The sequence below is a fragment of the Streptomyces sp. NPDC051913 genome (genome assembly GCF_044593635.1).
Taxonomy (GTDB): domain Bacteria; phylum Actinomycetota; class Actinomycetes; order Streptomycetales; family Streptomycetaceae; genus Streptomyces.
The window spans coordinates 483,172-501,379 of the sequence record NZ_JBIUCI010000006.1 but is presented as its reverse complement, the minus strand read 5'-3'; the positions used below and the strand labels follow the sequence as shown (position 1 = coordinate 501,379).

16 protein-coding genes and 1 pseudogene are annotated in these 18,208 nt (G+C 71.9%); 7 read left to right on the top strand and 10 right to left on the bottom strand.

Features of this window, described 5'->3' with window-relative positions; translation table 11 throughout:
• Positions 1-57: 57 nt before the first annotated feature.
• Together ACIHIX_RS21640 and ACIHIX_RS21635 are read right to left on the bottom strand one after the other, a co-directional pair.
• A complete protein-coding gene (locus ACIHIX_RS21640) occupies positions 58-1,479 on the bottom strand; it encodes a HEAT repeat domain-containing protein (protein ID WP_399958461.1) in 1,422 nt (473 codons plus the stop codon).
• A gap of 301 nt (positions 1,480-1,780) precedes the next feature.
• The gene (locus ACIHIX_RS21635) at positions 1,781-2,173 is read right to left on the bottom strand and encodes an ankyrin repeat domain-containing protein (RefSeq protein WP_399958458.1); all 393 of its coding nucleotides are present in this window, start codon (positions 2,171-2,173) and stop codon (positions 1,781-1,783) included.
• Between the two features lie 260 nt (positions 2,174-2,433).
• Here ACIHIX_RS21635 and ACIHIX_RS21630 point away from each other — a divergent pair, with 260 nt between their 5' ends.
• Positions 2,434-2,628, top strand: a complete 195-nt coding sequence (locus ACIHIX_RS21630) for a hypothetical protein (protein WP_059196315.1) — start codon at positions 2,434-2,436, stop codon at positions 2,626-2,628.
• Positions 2,629-2,671: 43 nt separating this feature from the next.
• Complete coding sequence (locus ACIHIX_RS21625; protein WP_399958455.1) at positions 2,672-4,240, top strand: ATP-binding protein; 1,569 nt, start codon at positions 2,672-2,674, stop codon at positions 4,238-4,240.
• A gap of 73 nt (positions 4,241-4,313) precedes the next feature.
• Here ACIHIX_RS21625 and ACIHIX_RS21620 read toward each other — a convergent pair whose 3' ends face one another.
• Positions 4,314-5,813, bottom strand: a complete 1,500-nt coding sequence (locus tag ACIHIX_RS21620; RefSeq protein WP_399958452.1) for a PLP-dependent aminotransferase family protein — start codon at positions 5,811-5,813, stop codon at positions 4,314-4,316.
• A gap of 99 nt (positions 5,814-5,912) precedes the next feature.
• Between ACIHIX_RS21620 and ACIHIX_RS21615 the strand changes: the two genes are divergently transcribed.
• The 4 genes from ACIHIX_RS21615 (at position 5,913) to ACIHIX_RS21600 (ending at position 9,349) form a co-directional block, all read left to right on the top strand.
• Positions 5,913-6,566: a YitT family protein gene (locus tag ACIHIX_RS21615; RefSeq protein WP_399958451.1), complete on the top strand. Its 654-nt coding sequence runs from the start codon at positions 5,913-5,915 to the stop codon at positions 6,564-6,566.
• Positions 6,563-7,330, top strand: a complete 768-nt coding sequence (locus ACIHIX_RS21610; protein WP_399958449.1) for a glycerophosphodiester phosphodiesterase — start codon at positions 6,563-6,565, stop codon at positions 7,328-7,330. Before ACIHIX_RS21615 ends, ACIHIX_RS21610 begins: the two co-directional genes overlap by 4 nt.
• 54 nt (positions 7,331-7,384) lie before the next feature.
• Complete coding sequence (locus ACIHIX_RS21605) at positions 7,385-8,719, top strand: MFS transporter (protein WP_399958447.1); 1,335 nt, start codon at positions 7,385-7,387, stop codon at positions 8,717-8,719.
• 255 nt (positions 8,720-8,974) lie between these two features.
• The gene (locus tag ACIHIX_RS21600) at positions 8,975-9,349 is read left to right on the top strand and encodes an RNA polymerase-binding protein RbpA (RefSeq protein ID WP_003977404.1); all 375 of its coding nucleotides are present in this window, start codon (positions 8,975-8,977) and stop codon (positions 9,347-9,349) included.
• A gap of 96 nt (positions 9,350-9,445) precedes the next feature.
• Here the strand turns inward: ACIHIX_RS21600 and fxsA are convergent, their stop codons facing one another.
• The 4 genes from fxsA to ACIHIX_RS21580 all read right to left on the bottom strand — a co-directional run bounded on the left by fxsA (position 9,446) and on the right by ACIHIX_RS21580 (position 13,631).
• On the bottom strand, positions 9,446-10,000 hold the full coding sequence (fxsA, locus tag ACIHIX_RS21595) for an FxsA family membrane protein (RefSeq protein WP_399958444.1): 555 nt from the start codon (positions 9,998-10,000) through the stop codon (positions 9,446-9,448).
• Positions 10,001-10,093: 93 nt separating this feature from the next.
• On the bottom strand, positions 10,094-10,948 hold the full coding sequence (locus ACIHIX_RS21590) for a polyprenol monophosphomannose synthase (RefSeq protein WP_399958441.1): 855 nt from the start codon (positions 10,946-10,948) through the stop codon (positions 10,094-10,096).
• Positions 10,949-11,484: 536 nt separating this feature from the next.
• Complete coding sequence (locus tag ACIHIX_RS21585; RefSeq protein WP_399958439.1) at positions 11,485-13,083, bottom strand: amidohydrolase; 1,599 nt, start codon at positions 13,081-13,083, stop codon at positions 11,485-11,487.
• 107 nt (positions 13,084-13,190) lie between these two features.
• On the bottom strand, positions 13,191-13,631 hold the full coding sequence (locus ACIHIX_RS21580) for an Lrp/AsnC family transcriptional regulator (protein ID WP_030677853.1): 441 nt from the start codon (positions 13,629-13,631) through the stop codon (positions 13,191-13,193).
• Positions 13,632-13,898: 267 nt separating this feature from the next.
• Here ACIHIX_RS21580 and ACIHIX_RS21575 point away from each other — a divergent pair, with 267 nt between their 5' ends.
• Positions 13,899-14,333, top strand: a complete 435-nt coding sequence (locus tag ACIHIX_RS21575) for a hypothetical protein (RefSeq protein WP_329341442.1) — start codon at positions 13,899-13,901, stop codon at positions 14,331-14,333.
• A gap of 28 nt (positions 14,334-14,361) precedes the next feature.
• On the opposite strand, the pseudogene ACIHIX_RS21570 reads toward ACIHIX_RS21575, so the two are convergent.
• The 3 genes and pseudogenes from ACIHIX_RS21570 to ACIHIX_RS21560 form a co-directional block, all read right to left on the bottom strand.
• Positions 14,362-15,463, bottom strand: a pseudogene (locus ACIHIX_RS21570) (phosphotransferase family protein).
• Positions 15,464-15,474: 11 nt separating this feature from the next.
• Complete coding sequence (locus ACIHIX_RS21565; protein ID WP_399958436.1) at positions 15,475-16,575, bottom strand: hypothetical protein; 1,101 nt, start codon at positions 16,573-16,575, stop codon at positions 15,475-15,477.
• 340 nt (positions 16,576-16,915) lie between these two features.
• A complete protein-coding gene (locus tag ACIHIX_RS21560; protein WP_399958433.1) occupies positions 16,916-18,088 on the bottom strand; it encodes an acyl-CoA dehydrogenase family protein in 1,173 nt (390 codons plus the stop codon).
• Between the last annotated feature and the right edge of the window lie 120 nt (positions 18,089-18,208).

Genomic DNA, 18,208 nt, shown 5'->3' with positions numbered 1-18,208 from the left:
GTGTCCATACGCGCCTGACCCGCGGGTCGTCCCGAGTTCACCCTGAGGGCGTGCCGGTCACATGGCGGCGGCGTCCGGGGGGCCGATCCGGCTGCGTACGGCGGTCTGGACCTCGGCCTCCTCGGCCGGGTCGGCGGCGAGCCGGCGGAGCTGCTCGACGACGCGGGCGTCGGCGGTCTCGGCGTGCCGGGCGGCGATCTCTCGGGTGGTCTCCTCGCAGTCCCAGAGGCACTCGACGGCGAAGCCGGTGGCGAAGGAGGGGTCGGTGGCGGCGAGGGCCCGGGCGGCCCTGCCGCGCAGATGGGACGAGGCCGTCTCACGGTAGATGTGGCGCAGTACGGGGGCGGCGCAGGCGATGCCGAGCCGTCCGGTCCCGTCGACGAGGGTCCACAGGGTCGGTGCGTCCGGCCCCTCGCCCCGTACGGCCTCGCGCAGGGCGGCGAGGACCAGGTCCTTGTCCTCGACCCCGCCGCGGCAGGCGAGCATGCGTCCGGCGGCGGCGCCCAGCGGATCGGGCCGGTGGGCCCAGCCGCGGGCACGGTCGACGGCGGCGATGCTGCGCATCCGCTCGAAGGCGTCGACGGCGGCCTCGACGACCGGCGCCGTGCCGGTGACCACGGCCACCTCGATCAGATCGAGGGCGTCGGGATCATTGCTGTCGGCGAGGTAGCGCAGTGCGGTGCAGCGGGCTCCCTCGGTGCCGTCCTTCGCGGCGGCGACGATCTCGGGCCGGTCCTCGGGTCCGGCGACCGCCATGAGGCAGCGGGCGGCGGGCACATGGAGCGCGGCGCCGCGTTCGACGCCCTGCTCGGCCCACTCGAAGACGGCCTGCACGCTCCACCCCGGACGGGGCCCGGTAGGTCGCATCTGCCGTTGCCAGCGGTCGAAGCAGCCAGCCTCGTGGGCGGCACGCACGCGCGCGGCGATCTCCTCGCGCGGATCCTCGGCCCACAGCCGCCAGGGCCGGGGTTCGAAGGCGTCGCGTACGGTCGCGGCCAGCTCGGCCTCGCCCTCGGCGTCGGTGGTGAAACGGGCCAGCACGGGCGCGGCCAGGGCGCGCAGCCCCGCGTCGTCGTCCCTGAGGGCCAGCTCGTCCAGGGCCCAGGCCCAGTTGGTGCCCGAGGCGGCATACCTGCGCAGCAGTTCGAGCGCGTCCTGCCTGCCGTAGGAGGCGAGGTGCCCGAGGACGGCCAGGGCGAGCCCCGTCCGTGACTCCTCGTCGTCGAAGTGGTCCTCGACGTCGAAGAGGTGAGCCTCGATGCGGTCCAGCTCGCCGCCGAGGTCGAGGTAGAGACGGGCGTAGTAAAGGGAGCGGTTCTCCACCTGCCAGTCGTGGCGGGGGTCCCGCAGCACACAGTGGTTCAGGGCCGCGAGCGCTTCGGCTCGCGGGGCGGTGAGCGCGTGCAGTGTGCCGTCGCCGCGGCCCCGCTGAAGCAGGCCGAGCAGCGTACCGCTGGGCGCTATGACCGGTTCGAACATGGGAAACAGCCTCACATCAAGCGTCGACGCAACCGGGGTTCTTGCTTCACCTGGCCGCGTGACAACACGTCGGGGCGCCCGCCGTTTCCTGCTTGCTGTAGACCATTTTCCTCTGCCTCTCGTCGGTGGCCCATGCGGGCCGCATCACGGCCCGCGCGGTGCGGCAACACCTGCCCAGCCATCGCGTCCGTGAATCACGACGTCATGATGACTCGGCACTTACATCTGCCGCGACCGAAATTTCGGCGGCCCTGTACCGCCTCCCCCGTTTTCCGTGTCTTCGCTGGTCAGAACGTTCGGATCAGTGTGCGCCGAACAACTCCAGCAGTTCCGTCTTGCCGAACATCCGGGCGGTGTCGACGGCCGACGGGGTCCCCGCGGCCGGGTCGGCACCACCCTCGAGCAGTGCCTTGATGACGTCCGTCTCCCCCTTGAAGACCGCCCCGGCGAGCGGGGTCTGGCCTCGGTCGTTGACTTCGTCGGCCGCGGCCCCGCGGGTGAGCAGCGCGCGCACCGCCTCGGCGTGGCCGTGGTAGGCGGCGAGCATCACGAGGGAGTCACCGCGGTCGTTGGTGAGGTTGGCCGGAACACCCGCGTCGACGTACGACACGAGGGCCTCGGTCTGTCCCCTGCGGGCCAGATCGAAGATCTTGGTCGCCAGCTCCACGACCTCGGGGTCGGGGGCTTCAGTCATCGGCCGGACCGCCTCTCATACAACCGTTCAGGTGAATCGCCAGGGTACTGGCTCGCGCGGCACATGACCCGATGTGCCGGAGGTAAAGATCACCACTGACCCGGTCGGACGCAAGTCCCCTGCCCATCCGGCCCAAGTCGGCACCGTCAGACGGGTGAAACATCCCGGAATTCACCCAGTTGCACCTTTTATCGTATGGATACATCCTGTGAGCCTGGAAGTACTCATGGTGACTGTCCCCCCGAACCAGGAGACCTCAAATGATCCTGTCCATCTCAGGCGTGGTCCTGCTCGGCATCATCGTCTTCCTCTTCTTCCGCAAGGACGGACTCAAGGCGTCGCATGCCTTCGTGGCCGCCCTCTTCGGCTTCTATCTCGCGAGCACCGCCATCGCTCCGAGCATCAGAGCCGGCGGGGAGAGCCTGGCGAGCCTGCTGGGCGGCATCAAGTTCTGACCCCGTCCCTCGTCCCGTCCGTACGCACAACCAGGAGACTGCAGTGGCCCGGCGCCCCCTCCCCCGCATCCTGAGCACAGGCAGCGCGCAGATCGCCCGGAGCCGGGAGCTGGCCCGGACGGCGGCCGACAGCGCCACCGACGTCCTCCACCCGCTGATCACGATCACCCGCGGACTGCGCCGGCTGGCCTCGGCCGGGCGGCGCAGGTGGGCCGACACCCCCAAGGACAAGCGCGGGCCGCTGCTGTTCCTGGTCGCGTCGGTGGTCCTGGTCGTGGCACTCGTGCCGTACGGTCCGCTGCTCGCCGTCATCGCCCTGATGGCGGCGGCAGCGTGGCAGGGCAGGGACCGCACCCCGCCCGCGCCGGACGGCCCGGACGAGTCGCAGACCCAGCGGCTGAAGTCCCTCTACGACGCCCTGGTGCCGTACTTCTCGACCGCCGAGGACCCGGCCCCGCTCTACGCCCACGGCGGCGAGTGGGAGAAGGCCTTCCCGGAGTACGAGTTCGACGAGACGAGCCGGATCACCCAGCTGGTGATCCGCTACCCCGCCTACTTCACGGACGGCGAGGCCGACTCACGCGCGCGTATCGAGCAGTTGCTGCACGCCAAGTCGGGCCGCGGCCGTGAGTACCGCTTCGCGTGGGACGAGGAGGGCAACCAGCTCTCCGTCTCCGTCCTGCCACCGCTGCCCACCGACATCGCCGCCCAGCGATTCGTCACGGCACCCGGCGAGACGGTCCTCGGCTTCACCGATCCCACCGAGGTCCAGCGCACACTCCCCCTCACCCACGGCGAGGAACAGCGCGACGTGCCCCCCGTCGTCTGGCGCACCGGCGTCCGCTCCACGGAGCCCCACCTCCTGGTCGTGGGCCAGCCGGGCAGCGGCACCTCGACCCTGCTGCGCTCCATCGCCCTCCAGGCCCTGCCGCACGGCGACATCGTCATCGTCGAGGGCGGCGGCACCGGCGAGTACGCCTGCCTCACCGGCCGGGACGGCGTCCTGGCGGTCGAGTGCGGGCTGACCGGAGCGCTGGCCAGCCTCGAGTGGGCGGCCACCGAGACGGAACGGCGCCTGATCGCCCTCAACCGGGCTCGCCAGGCGGGCCATCCGGCGCCGGACGACACCCGGCGCCCGCTGTGGATCCTGCTGGACCGTCCCAGCGCGTTCACGCACCTGGCCACGGCCGACGGCCACCGTGACCCGCAGTCCCTCCTCCAGGTCCCGCTGCGGCACGGCCGCGCGGCGAGCGTCACGGTCGTCGTGGCCGACCAGTTCGACGGCGCGGACGCGCTGAGCGACGCGGTACGCCAGCACACGCGCGCGCGGGTCGTCCTCGGCCCGGCGACGCCGGCGCAGTTGGAGGCGGTCCTGGGCGCTCCCCCGCGCACCACTCCGGTCTCCGACGTCCCGCCGGGCCGGGGTTACGCCCGCCTGGGCACGGGGCCGGTCCATCGGCTCCAGGTGCCGTCGACGCCGGATCCGTACGACGACGAGACGAGTGACGCGGACCGGCAGGCGGTGCTGGCGTTGTTGCCGCCGCGGACCACTCCCGTGGAGGCGGAGCAGATTCCGGCGGAAGCGCCAGCTGTCGCTGTCGAAGCGCCATAAGCAGTCGTCCGCGTGCGGTTCCGTGGGGGTTGCGCACGCAGTTCCCCGCGCCCCTAGGTTGGTCCGGGCGCCGTTAAGCCACGAAAGTACGCGGCGCCTCCCCGCCCCCCGTCCCCCCGCTCTCCACGATCCGTGCCGCGGCCGCCAACCGCGCCGCCGCCTCGTCCGCGACCGCGCCTCCCACGGTGAACGGCAGCCGCACATAGCCCTCGAAGGCGCCGTCGACCCCGAAGCGCGGCCCGGACGGTACTCGTACCCCGACGCGCTCGCCCGCCTCGGCCAACCGGGACCCGGACAGGCCGCCCGCCCGTACCCAGAGCGTCAGACCGCCGCGCGGCACGTCGAACTCCCAGGTCGGCAGCTCCCTGCGTACCGCCGTCACCAAGGCCTCCCGGTTCTCCAGGGCCTGCTCCCGCCGCACCTGTACGGCCTGTTCCCAGCCGCCCGTGCTGAACAGCCAGTTCACCGCCAGCTGCTCCAGCACCGGCGTGCCCAGATCCGCGTAGGCCCGCGCGGCGACGAGGCTGCGGATCACGTCCGGCGCGGCCCGCACCCATCCGATGCGCATCCCCGCCCAGAACGCCTTGCTGGCCGAGCCGACGGTGATCACGGTGGAGCCCGCCGGGTCGAAGCCGCAGACAGGGCGCGGCATCTCGACGCCTTCCTCCAGCCACAGCTCCGTCATCGTCTCGTCGGCGACCAGCACGGTCCCCGCGGAGCGCGCCGCGTCGACCAGCTGCCGCCGCTGGTCGTCGCCGGCGAGCGCGCCGGTCGGGTTGTGGAAGTCGGCGACGACATAGGCGATCCGGGGCGCCGCGTCCCGCAGCACCTGGCGCCAGCGGTCCATGTCCCATCCGGCGAGCCCGTCGGCCATCGCGACCGGCACGAGCCGCGCGCCCGCCTCACGCATCAGCTGGAGGATGTTGGCGTACGACGGCGACTCGACGGCGATGCGTTCGCCGCGCCCCCCGAAGAGATGGCAGATGGCGTCGATGGCACCCATCGCACCGGTCGTCACCATGATCTGCTCGGGCATGGTCGGGATGCCCCGCGCGGTGTACCGCTCGGCGATCATCGAGCGCAGCGCGGGCAGTCCCGCGGGGTAGTCACCGTGGGTGTGGGCGTAGGGCGGCAGCTCCTCCAGGGCGCCCTGAACCGCTCGGGTCAGCCACGGCTCGGGCGCCGGCAGGGCCGCGCAGCCGAGGTCGATCATCGAGCCCAGGGCCTCGGGCGGCAGGGGTTCGAGGCCGCGCGCGGGCAGCGGGTTCCCGGCCGGTACCGCCGTCCAACTTCCCGCCCCACGCCGTGACTCCAGGAATCCCTCGGTGCGCAGCGCCTCGTAGGCCGCCGCCACCGTCGTACGGCTGACGGACAGGGCCAGGGCCAGTTCGCGTTCCGCGGGCAGACGGGCGGCCACCGGGACGCGGCCCTCCAGGACCAGCAGCCGGATGCCGTCGGCCAGGGCGCGGTAGGCGGGCGGGCGGCGGGTGCCGGGGCCCGCGGGGCGGTCCTGCTGGGAGTTGAGCAGCCGAGCGAGCTGCGCCGGTCCCACCGCCGAGGTCCACTGCACCATGGAAATCAGTCCACCTTCCCGGAATTGGCCATGGATGAGGCTTCCACCCAAGCCCCAGGGTGTCATGGAGCAGGCCACCACGACCACAAGGGGCACCACTTGTCCGCACAGAGCCGACTCGGGCGTCGGCTGATCCAGCTGTATGTCGGTCTCGCCCTCTATGGAGCGAGTTCCGCGCTGCTCGTAGAGGCGGGTCTGGGACTTGAGCCCTGGAACGTGCTGCACCAGGGCCTCGCCGAGCTGACCGGGCCGACGATCGGGATGGTGTCGATCATCGTGGGCGCGGCCGTGCTGCTCCTGTGGATCCCGCTGCGTCAGCGGCCCGGCCTCGGCACCGTCTCCAACGTCTTCGTGATCGGCGTCGTGATGGACGGCACGCTCGCGGTGGTCCCCGAGGCACACACCCTGGCCGTGCGGGTACCCCTCCTCGTCGCCGGCATCGTCCTGAACGGTGTGGCGACCGGCCTCTACATCGCCGCCCGCTTCGGACCCGGCCCCCGGGACGGCCTGATGACCGGTCTGCACCGGCGCACGGGACGCTCGGTCCGGCTGATGCGGACAGCCGTCGAGATCGCGGTCGTCGTGACCGGCTTCCTCCTCGGCGGCACGATCGGCGTGGGGACGGTGCTGTACGCGGTCTCCATCGGCCCCCTCGCCCAGTTCTTCCTGCGGGTCTTCGACGTCCCGTCGGCATCGGGCGGCAGCACGGTCGTTGCCGGCGGGCAACCCCGGGGAGCGATACTGCGTCGGTGAGCACCCGGATACGTCACCCCTACCTCGACCATCCCGGCCCGATCCCCTTCGCCCACCGGGGCGGGGCCGCGGACGGCCTGGAGAACACCCTGTCGCAGTTCCGGCGGGCGGTGGAGACGGGCTACCGGTATCTGGAGACCGACGTCCACGCCACGACGGACGGCAAGCTCGTCGCCTTCCACGACGCGACCCTGGACCGGGTGACGGACGGCGCGGGCCGGATCGCTGATCTGCCCTGGGCGGACGTGAGCCGCGCGCGCGTGGCGGGCCAGGAACCGGTGCCGCTGTTCGAGGAGCTCCTGGAGACCTTCCCGGACGCGCGCTGGAACGTCGATCTGAAGGCGGAGTCGGCGCTCCGCCCCTTCCTCGACCTCGTCGAGCGCACCCGGACCTGGGACCGCGTCTGCGTCGGCTCGTTCTCCGAGGCCCGGGTCATGCGCGCACAGCGGCTGGCGGGCCCTCGCCTGGCCACCTCGTACGGCACCCGAGGCGTCCTCAACCTTCGGTTGCGCTCCTGGGGCGTGCCGGCCGCGCTGCGCCGCTCCGCCGTCGCCGCCCAGGTGCCGGAGGCCCAGTCGGGCATCCAGGTGGTCGACCACCGCTTCGTCCGCGCCGCCCACGCGCGCGGGCTGCATGTGCACGTGTGGACCATCAATGATCCCGATCGCATGCACCGTCTTCTGGACCTGGGAGTCGATGGCATCATGACCGATCACATCGACACGTTGCGCAAGGTCATGGAGGACCGCGGCGTCTGGGTCTGAGCGACCTCACGCCCCCGGAACCGCCACCCGCGCGCGGGACCAGCGAGGGGCGGGATGGGCACGGACACCCTGGTGGCGGAGGCCGCCGACCGGCGGCGCGAACAGCGCGGCTGGTACTTCTACGACTGGGCGTGCTCCGTCTACTCGACGAGCGTGCTCACCGTGTTCCTCGGCCCTTATCTGACCTCGGTGGCCGAGGACGCCGCCGACGCGGACGGCTATGTCCATCCCCTGGGGATCCCGGTGCGCGCGGGGTCCTTGTTCGCGTACTCGGTGTCCCTGTCGGTGATCGCGGCCGTCCTCGTGATGCCCCTGGTGGGCGCGGCGGCCGACCGCACGGGCCGCAAGAAGCCGCTCCTGGCGGCCGCCGCCTACACGGGAGCCGCGGCCACCACGGCCATGTTCTTCCTCGGTGGCGACCGCTATCTGCTCGGCGGCCTGCTGCTGATCGTCGCGAACGCCGCGTCGGCCGTCGGGACGATGCTCTACAACTCCTATCTCCCGCAGATCGCCCCGCCCGAGGAGCGTGACGCGGTCTCCTCCCGCGGCTGGGCCTTCGGCTACGCGGCGGGCTCCCTCGTCCTGGTCGTGAACCTGGTCCTCTACACCGGTCACGAATCCTTCGGCCTCTCCGAGGGCATGGCCGTCCGGATCTGTCTGGCCTCGGCGGGCCTGTGGTGGGGCGCGTTCACCCTGGTACCACTACGGCGACTGCGCGACCGCCGGGCACCGGCGCGGGAGGCGACGGCGCCGGGCTTCCGGCAGCTGGCGGCCACCGTCCGGGACATGCGCCGCCACCCGCTGACGCTGTCGTTCCTGCTGGCGTACCTCGTCTACAACGACGGCATCCAGACCGTGATCTCCCAGGCGTCGGTCTACGGCTCCGAGGAACTGGGCCTCGGCCAGTCGACGCTCATCGGGGCGGTGCTGCTGGTCCAGGTGCTCGCGGTCGCGGGCGCGCTCGGGATGGGCCGACTGGCCCGCACGTACGGCGCCAAGCGGACGATTCTCGGCTCGCTGGTGGCGTGGACGGTGACCCTGGCGGCCGGCTACTTCCTGCCCGCCGGGGCACCCGTGTGGTTCTTCGTGCTGGCCGCCGGGATCGGCCTCGTCCTCGGCGGCAGCCAGGCCCTGTCCCGCTCCCTGTTCTCCCATCTCGTACCGCCCGGCAAGGAGGCCGAATACTTCTCGGCGTACGAGATGAGCGACCGGGGCATGAGCTGGCTGGGCCCGTTGCTGTTCGGGATCACCTACCAGCTGACCGGGAGCTATCGGGACGCGATCATCTCCCTGGTCGCCTTCTTCGCGATCGGGTTCGTCCTGCTCGCGCGGGTACCTGTACGGCAGGCGATCGGCGACGCGGGCAATCCCGTTCCGGAGAAGATTTAGCGTTCGACGCGAAAGGGCGGTAGTGTACGCGTTTGGCCTGCCTGGCGTACCGTTACTGCGCGTCAAAGATGCCGAAACGCTGGGTGACATCTGCTAGCAGATGTGACAAACCGGGCGCCGGTGGGTACAACAAGGGGCGGCTACGACGGCGACGCATGACCCAGAACGGGAATCTTTACCGCCGACCGGACGTTGACCGGATGACGACGACAGCGACACCTGTCCTGTGGGCGACAAGCCCGGGAGGCACGATTCATGAGTGAGCGAGCTCTTCGCGGCACGCGCCTCGTGGTGACCAGCTACGAGACGGACCGCGGCATCGACCTGGCCCCGCGCCAGGCCGTGGAGTACGCATGCGAGAAGGGGCACCGGTTTGAGATGCCCTTCTCGGTCGAGGCGGAGATCCCGCCGGAGTGGGAGTGCAAGGTCTGCGGGGCCCAGGCACTCCTCGTTGACGGCGATGGCCCTGAAGAGAAGAAGGCCAAGCCCGCGCGTACACATTGGGACATGCTGATGGAGCGACGCACCCGCGAGGAACTCGAAGAGGTCCTCGAGGAGCGTCTGGCGGTACTCCGCTCGGGGGCGATGAACATCGCCGTTCACCCCCGGGACAGCCGCAAGTCCGCATAGTCCCCAGGGCCTGAGCGGAAAACACTGCGCACGACATGACTTCGGGCGCCGTACGTGAGTTTCACGTACGGCGCCCGAAGTCATGTCCGCGGGCCGTCAGCCCGTCAGCGGCGGGCGCGGCTCCTCGGGGGTGCGGCCCGGCTCGTCACGGATGACCTCGCCCTGGACCACCTTGCCGTCGGGGCGGCGCATCCGGGCCTGCTGGAAGGCGTCACCCAGGGTGCCCGGGGCGGCTTCGCGCAGCCGACGCTCCACCGTGCGCTCCGTGTAGCGGCTCAGCGCCTTCTGGACCGGCGGGATCAGCAGCGCCAGGCCGATCACGTCCGAGATCAGGCCCGGGATCATCAGGAGCAGGCCGCCCAGCATCAACAGGCCGTTGCCACCGCCGCTGGAGGGGGCCGTGCCACGCTGGAGCGCCTGGTTGAGGTTCTGGAAGGCACGCCGGCCCGCCCTCTTGATGACCACCGCGCCGAGCACGAACCCGGCGAGCAGCAGCAGGAACACCGTGAACCCGCTCGCGGCGCCGGCGACCACGGTCAGCAGCCAGATCTCCAGCACCAGCCATGCCGCGATCCCCAGCGGCAGAAAGGTGCGCAGTCGGGAGCGCCGGGGCCGGGCGGGGTACGTGGGGGTCGGAGCGCCAGTCGTCATGCGTCCAGTGTGCCTGGGCCCGGCTCAACACGGGATAAGGGGGCGATCAACGGGGCCCGGTGCGGCCGTACGACGACCGAGGTCAGGCCGAGGTCAGGCCTTCTCGTCGGCCTTCACGTCCGCCCTGGTGTCCCGCTTCGTGTCCGGCTTCGTGTCCGGCTTCGTGTCCGGCTTCTTGTCGCTGCCCAGCACCTTGCCGACCCGCTCCCCCACACCCCAGGTGGTGACCCGCCACAGGGCTTCCACCAGGATGTCGCGGCTCATCTTGGAGTCGCCGAGTTCGCGCTCGACGAAGGTGATGGGCACCTCGACCACGTGATAGCCGGCCTTGATGGCGCGGCGGGCCAGGTCGACCTGGAAGCAGTAGCCCTGGGAGGCGACCTCGTCGAGGCCGAGGCCCTCCAGGGTCTCGCGGCGGAAGGCCCGGTAGCCGCCGGTGACGTCCCGGATGGGGACGTCGAGCAGGACGCGCGAGTAGAGGCTGCCGCCGCGGGAGATGAACTCCCGGGACTTGGGCCAGTTCACCACGCGGCCGCCAGGCACCCAGCGCGAGCCGAGGACGAGGTCGGCGCCCTTGAGGGCGGTGAGCAGCCGGGGCAGCTCCTCGGGCTGGTGCGAGCCGTCGGCGTCCATCTCGACCAGGACGCCGTAGCCGTTGTCCAGGCCCCAGCGGAAGCCCGCGAGGTAGGCGGCGCCGAGGCCTTCCTTGCCCTTGCGGTGCAGGACCTGCACATGGTCGTCCGAGGCGGCGAGTTCGTCGGCCAGCTTGCCGGTGCCGTCGGGGCTGTTGTCGTCGGCGACGAGCACGTGCGCGTCGGGGACCGACTCGCGGACCCGGCCGACGATCTTCTTGATGTTCTCCGCCTCGTTGTAGGTCGGGATGATCACCAAGGCCGTGCCGAGCGGGCCGAACTGCCTCCCCGCCAGGGTCCCGTCGCCGTCGTTCACTACTGCCCCTTCAGTCCGTCCGCAGGCGTCCACCATAGTGCGCGGCGCGTGCACCGACGTGACAGGAGGTTCGTATGGTGGTGTCGTTTTAACAAGAGCTGGGTAAGTACCCGCTTTTCGACGCCTGTGCGTACGGCGGATGGGGGCCCGGCGCCCTTCGGGCCGACCTGGGACCCGCTGGCTGCGGATCGACCGAAAGCCGTTGTCTACTGAGCGCCCGGGCCCCACCCGGGTCACACCTCCCCGACCGGCCGGAACGTTCCCTCGCAGCGGCGCGGGCGCTGAGCCTGGCTCCCAGTGGCGGTGCCCCGGTGCGGCACACCGTCCCTGACCCAGCGGCGCGGCGACGAGTTCACGGACGTTCCCCGGTAGGGCGTCCGGTGGTGGACTGGGCCGAACCTACCGGCCCCCTGCCGTTGGCTGTCAACAGCCGTTTGACCTGCGACTCTCTCCTCAATGCCCAGGTCAGTGCGGAGGATGCGCAGGTCGCGAGAGGCGGCGACGGCAGCCGAACGGAGCTGCGCCACCCCCGGAGATCACTCGCTCGGCCGCACGAACACCGTCCGTCCGCCGACCACGGTCCGCAGGCAGATCGGCAGGTCGGCGCCCGGGGAGAGGTCGGGCAGGCCCGGGGTGCCGGAGCGGGGGTCGGTGGACCAGCGGGCGACCCGGTCGTCCGGGGCCTGGACGACCAGCTCGTCGGTGCGCCAGACCGCGTAATCGGCGGGCGCGCCCGGTACCAGGACGCCCGCGTCGTCCCGGCCGACCGCCCGCCAGCCGCCCCGCGTGTGCGCGGTGAACGCGGCACGGACCGAGACCCGGTGCTCGGGCGTGCGATGGAAGGCGGCGGCGCGGACCGTGCCCCACGGGTCGAGCGGGGTGACCGGGCTGTCGGAGCCGAAGGCGAGCGGTACGCCGGCGCGCAGGAGGGCCGCGAAGGGGTTCAGGGTGCGGGCCCGCTCCGCGCCCAGACGCTGGGCGTACATGCCGTCCTCACCGCCCCACAGCGCGTCGAACGCGGGCTGCACGGAGGCGGTGAGGCCCAGCTCGGCGAAGGCGGCGATCGTCTCGGGCGTGAGCATCTCGGCGTGCTCGACACGATGGCGGGCGGCGCGGAGGCGGGCCAGGCCGACCTTCTCCGCGGCGGCGCGGACGCCCTCGACCACGGCGGCCACGGCGGCGTCGCCGATGGCGTGGAAGCCCGCCTGGAGGCCCGCCTCGGTGCACTCCACGACATGGGCGGCGACGGCGGCCGCGTCCAGGTAGGCGATGCCGGTGTGCTCGGCGTCGGTGTAAGGACCGTGCAGACAGGCGGTGTGGGAGCCGAGGGCGCCGTCGACGAACAGGTCCCCGGCCGCGCCGAGAGCGCCCAGCTCGCGCACCTTGTCGACGTCCCGCTCGGCCCAGTAGCCGACGACCCGCGGCCCGGCCTGTTCGGCGGCCAGCCGCAGCAGCCCGGTGAAGTCGTCCTCGGAGGAGATGTCCGGCCCGGCGCACTCGTGCACGGAGCCGATGCCGAGGGAGGCGGCGTGGGCGAGGGCGGTGCGCTGGGCCTCGACGCGCTGGGCCGGGGTGATGGCACCGAGCGCGGTGGCGCGTACGGCGTGGTGGGCGTCAGCGGTGAGCGGCCCGTCCACGTGCCCCAGGGAGGTCAGGTCGAGCAGGGCCGTCGTCACGACCGCGGAGTGGACGTCGATGCGGGAGAGGTAGAGCGGGCGGCCTCCGGTGGCCGCGTCGAGCTCCGCGCGCGTGGGCGGACGGCCACCGGGCCAGCGGGCGGCGTCCCAGCCGTGGCCGAGCAGCACGCGGTCGTCCGGCCGGGAGGCGGCGAAGTCCCGGACGAGGGCGAGGGCCGCCTCCAGGGAGGGCGCGTCGGACAGGTCGAGGCCGGTCAGGGCGAGGCCGGTGGCGGTGGTGTGGACGTGGGCGTCGGTGAACGCGGGGGTGACCAGGGCGCCGTCCAGGTCGACGACCTCGTCGACACCTTCCGCGAAGGCGTCGGCGGCGCCCTCGGAGCCCACCCAGGCGACCTGGCCCCGCTCGACGACCATCGCGGTGGCGAAGGGATCGGCGGGGCTGTGGACCTCGCCTCGGCGAAGAAGAACGGTCTTGGACTCGGGGCTGCGCTCACTCATGGGGACCAGTCTCGCGCCTCATGCCGGCTCTTCCACACAGGGGCCGCCATCAACCCCCAGGGACGCGGGGAACTGCGCGACCAGCCCCCACGCGCCCGCAGCCGAACTCAAATCCTCGGCGGCCGCGCCTCATAAGGCGTCGACAACACCACCGTCGTCCGCGTCGACACCCCCGCCAGCGACCGCAGCCGCGCCAGCAGCTCCTCCAGCTCGTGCGGCGTGGCCACCCGCACCTTGAGGATGTAGTTCTCGTCACCGGCGACGCTGTGGCAGGCCTCGATCTCCGGCACGCCCGCGAGTCGCTCGGCGATGTCGTCCGGTGCGCTGGGGTCGAACGGCTTCACCGAGATGAAGGCGGTCATGGGCAGCCCGACGGCCTCCGGGTCGACGACGGCGGCATAGCCACGGATGACGCCACGCTGCTCCAGCCGGCGCACCCGCTGGTGCACGGCCGACGTGGACAGGCCCGTGGCCTTGCCGAGGTCTGTGTAGCTCATCCGCCCGTCCTTGACGAGCAGCTGCACGATTTGACGGTCCAGCTCCTCCATGGCGCAAGAACTTACAGCGCGGGTGATCTCCTCGGATACCTGAGCAGCCCAGGTCATACCCGGTTCGTGATGTGGCCGAGAGCAGCCTGTGAGCCGACTGAGGGACAAAACGGCCGCGCCGGGCACCTGCGCGGGGCATGTGACGAAGGACACAGGCCCCGAACGGTCTCCGTGATGTTCTCGTGATTACCGCCGAGACCGGGCGGGAAGTGCTTGCTGTGGTCGAGGCCGCAGCGCCTTCACGGCCCAGCCCGAGGGGGAGAACCCATGCAGAGTCTTCAGCGCCCTGGTCGTACCGCACCCAAGCGACTCCAGGCGGTCGCCGAGCCCGAGCCGGAGGGCGTCGAACCCGACGCCCTCGACGACGAGTTCGACGCGTACGACACCTTCGAGATGTTCCGGGTGATCTGCCCGGACTGTGCGCAGCCCATCGCGCTGCTGGCGGACGAGGAGGTCCTGCCGGAGCACGCGCTGTGCGCCTCGCCCTGGAACCCCTTCGGTCTCACGGTCTGCGCCGGTACGGGCCGCCGCGCCGCCGAGGCGCGCCCCGCGGACGAGGACGTCGAGCCCCAGGAGCAGGACACCGCCCTGCTGTTGACGCTCCCTCAGGGTCTCGACTGGCGGACCCAGCCCTTCTCGCACGTCGGCGGACCGGGCTCGCGCCCCATGAGGGTCCCCGAGATGCGACGCCACGCCGCCTGAGCCCACGGGCCGGCCGGTCGTTCGTCGCTCAGCCCCAGTAGCTGCCCTGCACCATGGCTCGCAGGCTGCCGTGGTGCAGGATCAGCGTGTCCGGGTCGGGCGGGACGACGGCCTCGCCGAAGTACACCTGCCGATAGGCGACCCGCAGCATGACGACGGCCTGCCGCAGAGCGGCGTAGAGGATGTAGAAGTCCATGTCGCGCGGGGTGTGGCCGGTGAGTTGGGCGTAGCGCGCCTCGATGCGGTCGCGGCGCAGGAAGCCGGGCAGTCCGCGCTGCCCGAAGGCCTCGGTCAGGTCCTGGAAGAAGCGGTGCAGATAGACGGTCCAGCCGAGGTCGACCTCGCGTGGAGCGAGGGCCGCCATCTCCCAGTCGAGGACGGCGGCGGGCGCGAAGCCGTCGTAGACGATGTTCCCGATCCGCGCGTCGCCCCAGTTGAGGACGGGTGGGCCCGGATCGTCGGGCCACGTCTCCTCCAGTCGGTCGAACCCCGCCTCGATGAGCGGTGAGCGGGCCGTGCCGTCGATCACCCAGTCGTAGTAGGCCCGTTGGGCCGTGACATGGCGGCGAAGCGCGTCACCCTCGCCCGGGAAGCGTCAGGAACTCGGCAGCGCGCGCCGGCACTTGGTCGTGCAGGCGGGCCAACAGCCCTACGGTGTCCGCCTCCAGGTGCTCGCGTTCCTCGTCGCTCGCCGCGTGCAGCCAGTTGCCCTCGTAGGTGTACGGCATGACGTCCGGCGGGACGCGGCCCTCCACACGCTCCATGACGAAGAAGGGCGCACCGAGCGGGCCCGGGTCCTCCTCCAGCCACAGCACCCGCGGTACGGGCAGGTCCGAGTGTTGGCCGACGGTGCGCATCGTGCGGTACTGGCGGACCATGTCGTAGACCGGGAAGACGGTGTACGCCGCCGGGTCCGCCGCCAGTCTCAACGCGCAGGAGCACAGGGGCGGTTCGGGGTGCTCTATGTCGAAGAGGAGGGTCTCGCTGGACATGCCGTTCGAGGCGGGCGCGGTCACGCCGGTGGCCTTCGCGCCGGGCAGCCGGGTGTCGAGCCAGGCGGTGAGGCGGCGGGCGAGGTCCTCCGGGTCGCGGGTGGTCGTACGAGGGCGTGGCTCTTGCCGGGACGTCATCGTCAACTCCCCTACGGTGCGACTGAGTCGAAGCCGGTGAACCCGCTCGGGTCGTGCCGGCCGAAGGAGCCGTGCTCGAAGATGCCGTGGCCAATCCGTCCGTCGAGGCGGAAGCGGGCGGCGTGGTCTGTGACCCCGTACCCGGCGAGCGGGTGCGGTTCGGTGAGGTCGTAGGTGCGACGGTCGGTCCAGCCGTGGCCGCGCCAGGTGCCGTGCTGCCAGTCGTCGGCGGGCGGGTAGCCGGCGCCGAGGGCCAGCGGGGAGGAGGCGAGGATCTCCACCTCCAGTTCCTGGGGCTTGCGCGGGTCGCCGAGGTGGATGAGCGCTCGCTCGGGGTGGCGGGTGCCGGGGCGGTAGGCGATCTCCGGCTGGGGCCAGCCGAGTTGGCGGTCTCGATGGCCCGGGCGGACGAGGGTGGCGTCGTTGAGGGTGCGGTAGCCGTCGGCGTCCTCCTGGACGATCACCATCAGGAACCGGTCCGGGAAGCGGACGGGGCACCAGATCCAGTGGAAGCCCTCCGTGGGGTTATCCGCGGCGAGTCGGCCGCCGTCCTCGCCGGGCATCGGTCGCACACCCCAGCTGCGGTCCCGCGTGCCGGTCCACTCCCCCGGCGCGACCCGGAACTCCTCGCCGGCCGCGCGCACGACCCCCGCCACGCTCCCGGCCTGCACGAACCGCCGCCCTTCCAGGGTGAGCCGGTCGCCCCGGCGCTGGACGTGGTGGGGTTCCCAGAGGGCAGGGAAGTCGGCGCTCCAGACGAGGTCGTACGACAGCGCGTCGTCGTCGCAGACGAGGCGCAGCCGGCGCAGGGGGTCCTCGACCTCGATCCGGAGCGGGCCGACGGTGAGCCGCATGCGGTCCTCGCCGAGGGCGTCCGAGGCGCGCACGGCGTGCAGGACCTCGCCGGTGCGCAGGGTCGCGTACGCGTCGATCACGCCCAGGTTCGGGTACACGCCGAGCCCGAGGATCAGCAGGGCGCGGCCCTCGTGGTCGAGGACGTGGAAGATGCAGCGGTCATAGGCGTTCCGGTCGCCGGTCGCCACATGCTTCATGGAGAGGGGGACCTGGTGCACCGGGTACTCGTCGAGCGGTACGGGGCGGTCGTCGGCCACGGCCAACCTCCCTGGAGACGGCTGGGCTGACGGTACGTCAGACAGGCGTAGGAGGCCAGACACGGGGACGGCCGTGAACTCACGGTCGATTCCGTCGTCGGGTGACCTGCCCGGCCGTCACCGCGTTGCCCTCGTATGACCCCCACATATTCAGCGACCGGGCGTCAGCGCCGAGTGTTCGTGCCACCCCCCGCAAAATCGGTTCCGCCGCCACAGCAGCAGGATCCGCCGATCTACCGCGATCTGCTGCGGATGTGGGCCGACCGGGGCCGGACCCTGCCCGGGCGCCACGATCCGGAGTGGGTCCGGCTCGCGGCGCCGCAGGTCAGACCGGGCCAGTTCAGCGCGTCTCCGGCCCCGCCAGGTGACGGGCGATGACCATCCGCTGGATCTGGTTGGTGCCCTCGACGATCTGGAGGACCTTGGCCTCGCGCATATAGCGCTCCGCCGGGAAGTCCGCGGTGTAGCCGTAGCCGCCGAGGACCTGGACGGCGTCCGTGGTGACCTTCATCGCCGCGTCGGTGCACATCAGCTTGGCCATCGCGGCCTGCTTGGCGAACGGCCGGCCCGCGTCCCGCAGCCGTGCCGCCGACAGATACAGGGCGCGGCCCGCCTCGATCTGGGTGGCCATGTCGGCGAGCATGAACCGCAGCCCCTGGAAGTCGGCGATGGGCTTGCCGAACTGCCGCCGCTCCGTCGCGTACCCCACGGCCGCGTCCAGCGCCGCCTGGGCCACGCCGATCGCGCAGGCCGCGATGCCGAGGCGCCCGGAGTCCAGCGCGGACAGGGCGATCGCGAAGCCCTGGCCCTCGTCGCCGAGCCGCCGGTCGTCGCCCACGCGCACGCCGTCGAGGTGGACCTGGGCGGTGGGCGAGCCCTTCATGCCCATCTTCTTCTCCGGCACCGCCCCGCTGAGGCCCGCCGCGTCACCCGGCACCAGGAAGGCCGTGATCCCGCGGGCGCCTTCCTCGCCGGTGCGCGCCATGACGGTGTAGAAGTCGGCGATGCCGCCGTGGGTGATCCAGGCCTTGGTGCCGGTGATGACCCAGTGGTCGCCGTCCCGGACGGCCTTGGTCCGCAGGGAGGCCGCGTCCGAGCCGGAGGCCGGTTCGGAGAGGCAGTACGCGCCGAGCAGGCCGCCGCCGAGCATCGCGGGCAGGTGCTCGACCTGCTGCTCCTTGCTGCCGTAGGCGGCGAGGGCGTAGGAGGCGAGGGTGTGCACGCTGACTCCGAGGCCCACGGTGAGCCGGGCCGCGGCGAGCTCTTCGAGGACCTGGAGGTAGACCTCGTACGGCTGGTCGCCGCCGCCGTACTCGGTGTCGTAGGGCAGTCCGAGCAGGCCGGACTCCGAGAGCAGGGTGAAGACCTCGCGCGGGAACCGTCCGGCGTCCTCCTCCTCGGCCGCCTTCGGGGCGATCTCTCGCTGCGCGATGTCGCGGACGAGTGAGATCAGATCCCGGGCCTCGTCCGTGGGCAGTTGACGGTCCACCGGCTGCGGGGCGCGGTCGGGCATGGCGACGCTCTCCTCCCTGTCGGGCACTTCGACGGATGTGCGCCCTGGGTGGGGGCGACTCCGCCGGGTCTTGCTGAGGGCTGTGCCGATGCTCGCACTCCCGGGTCTCGGAAGCTGCTG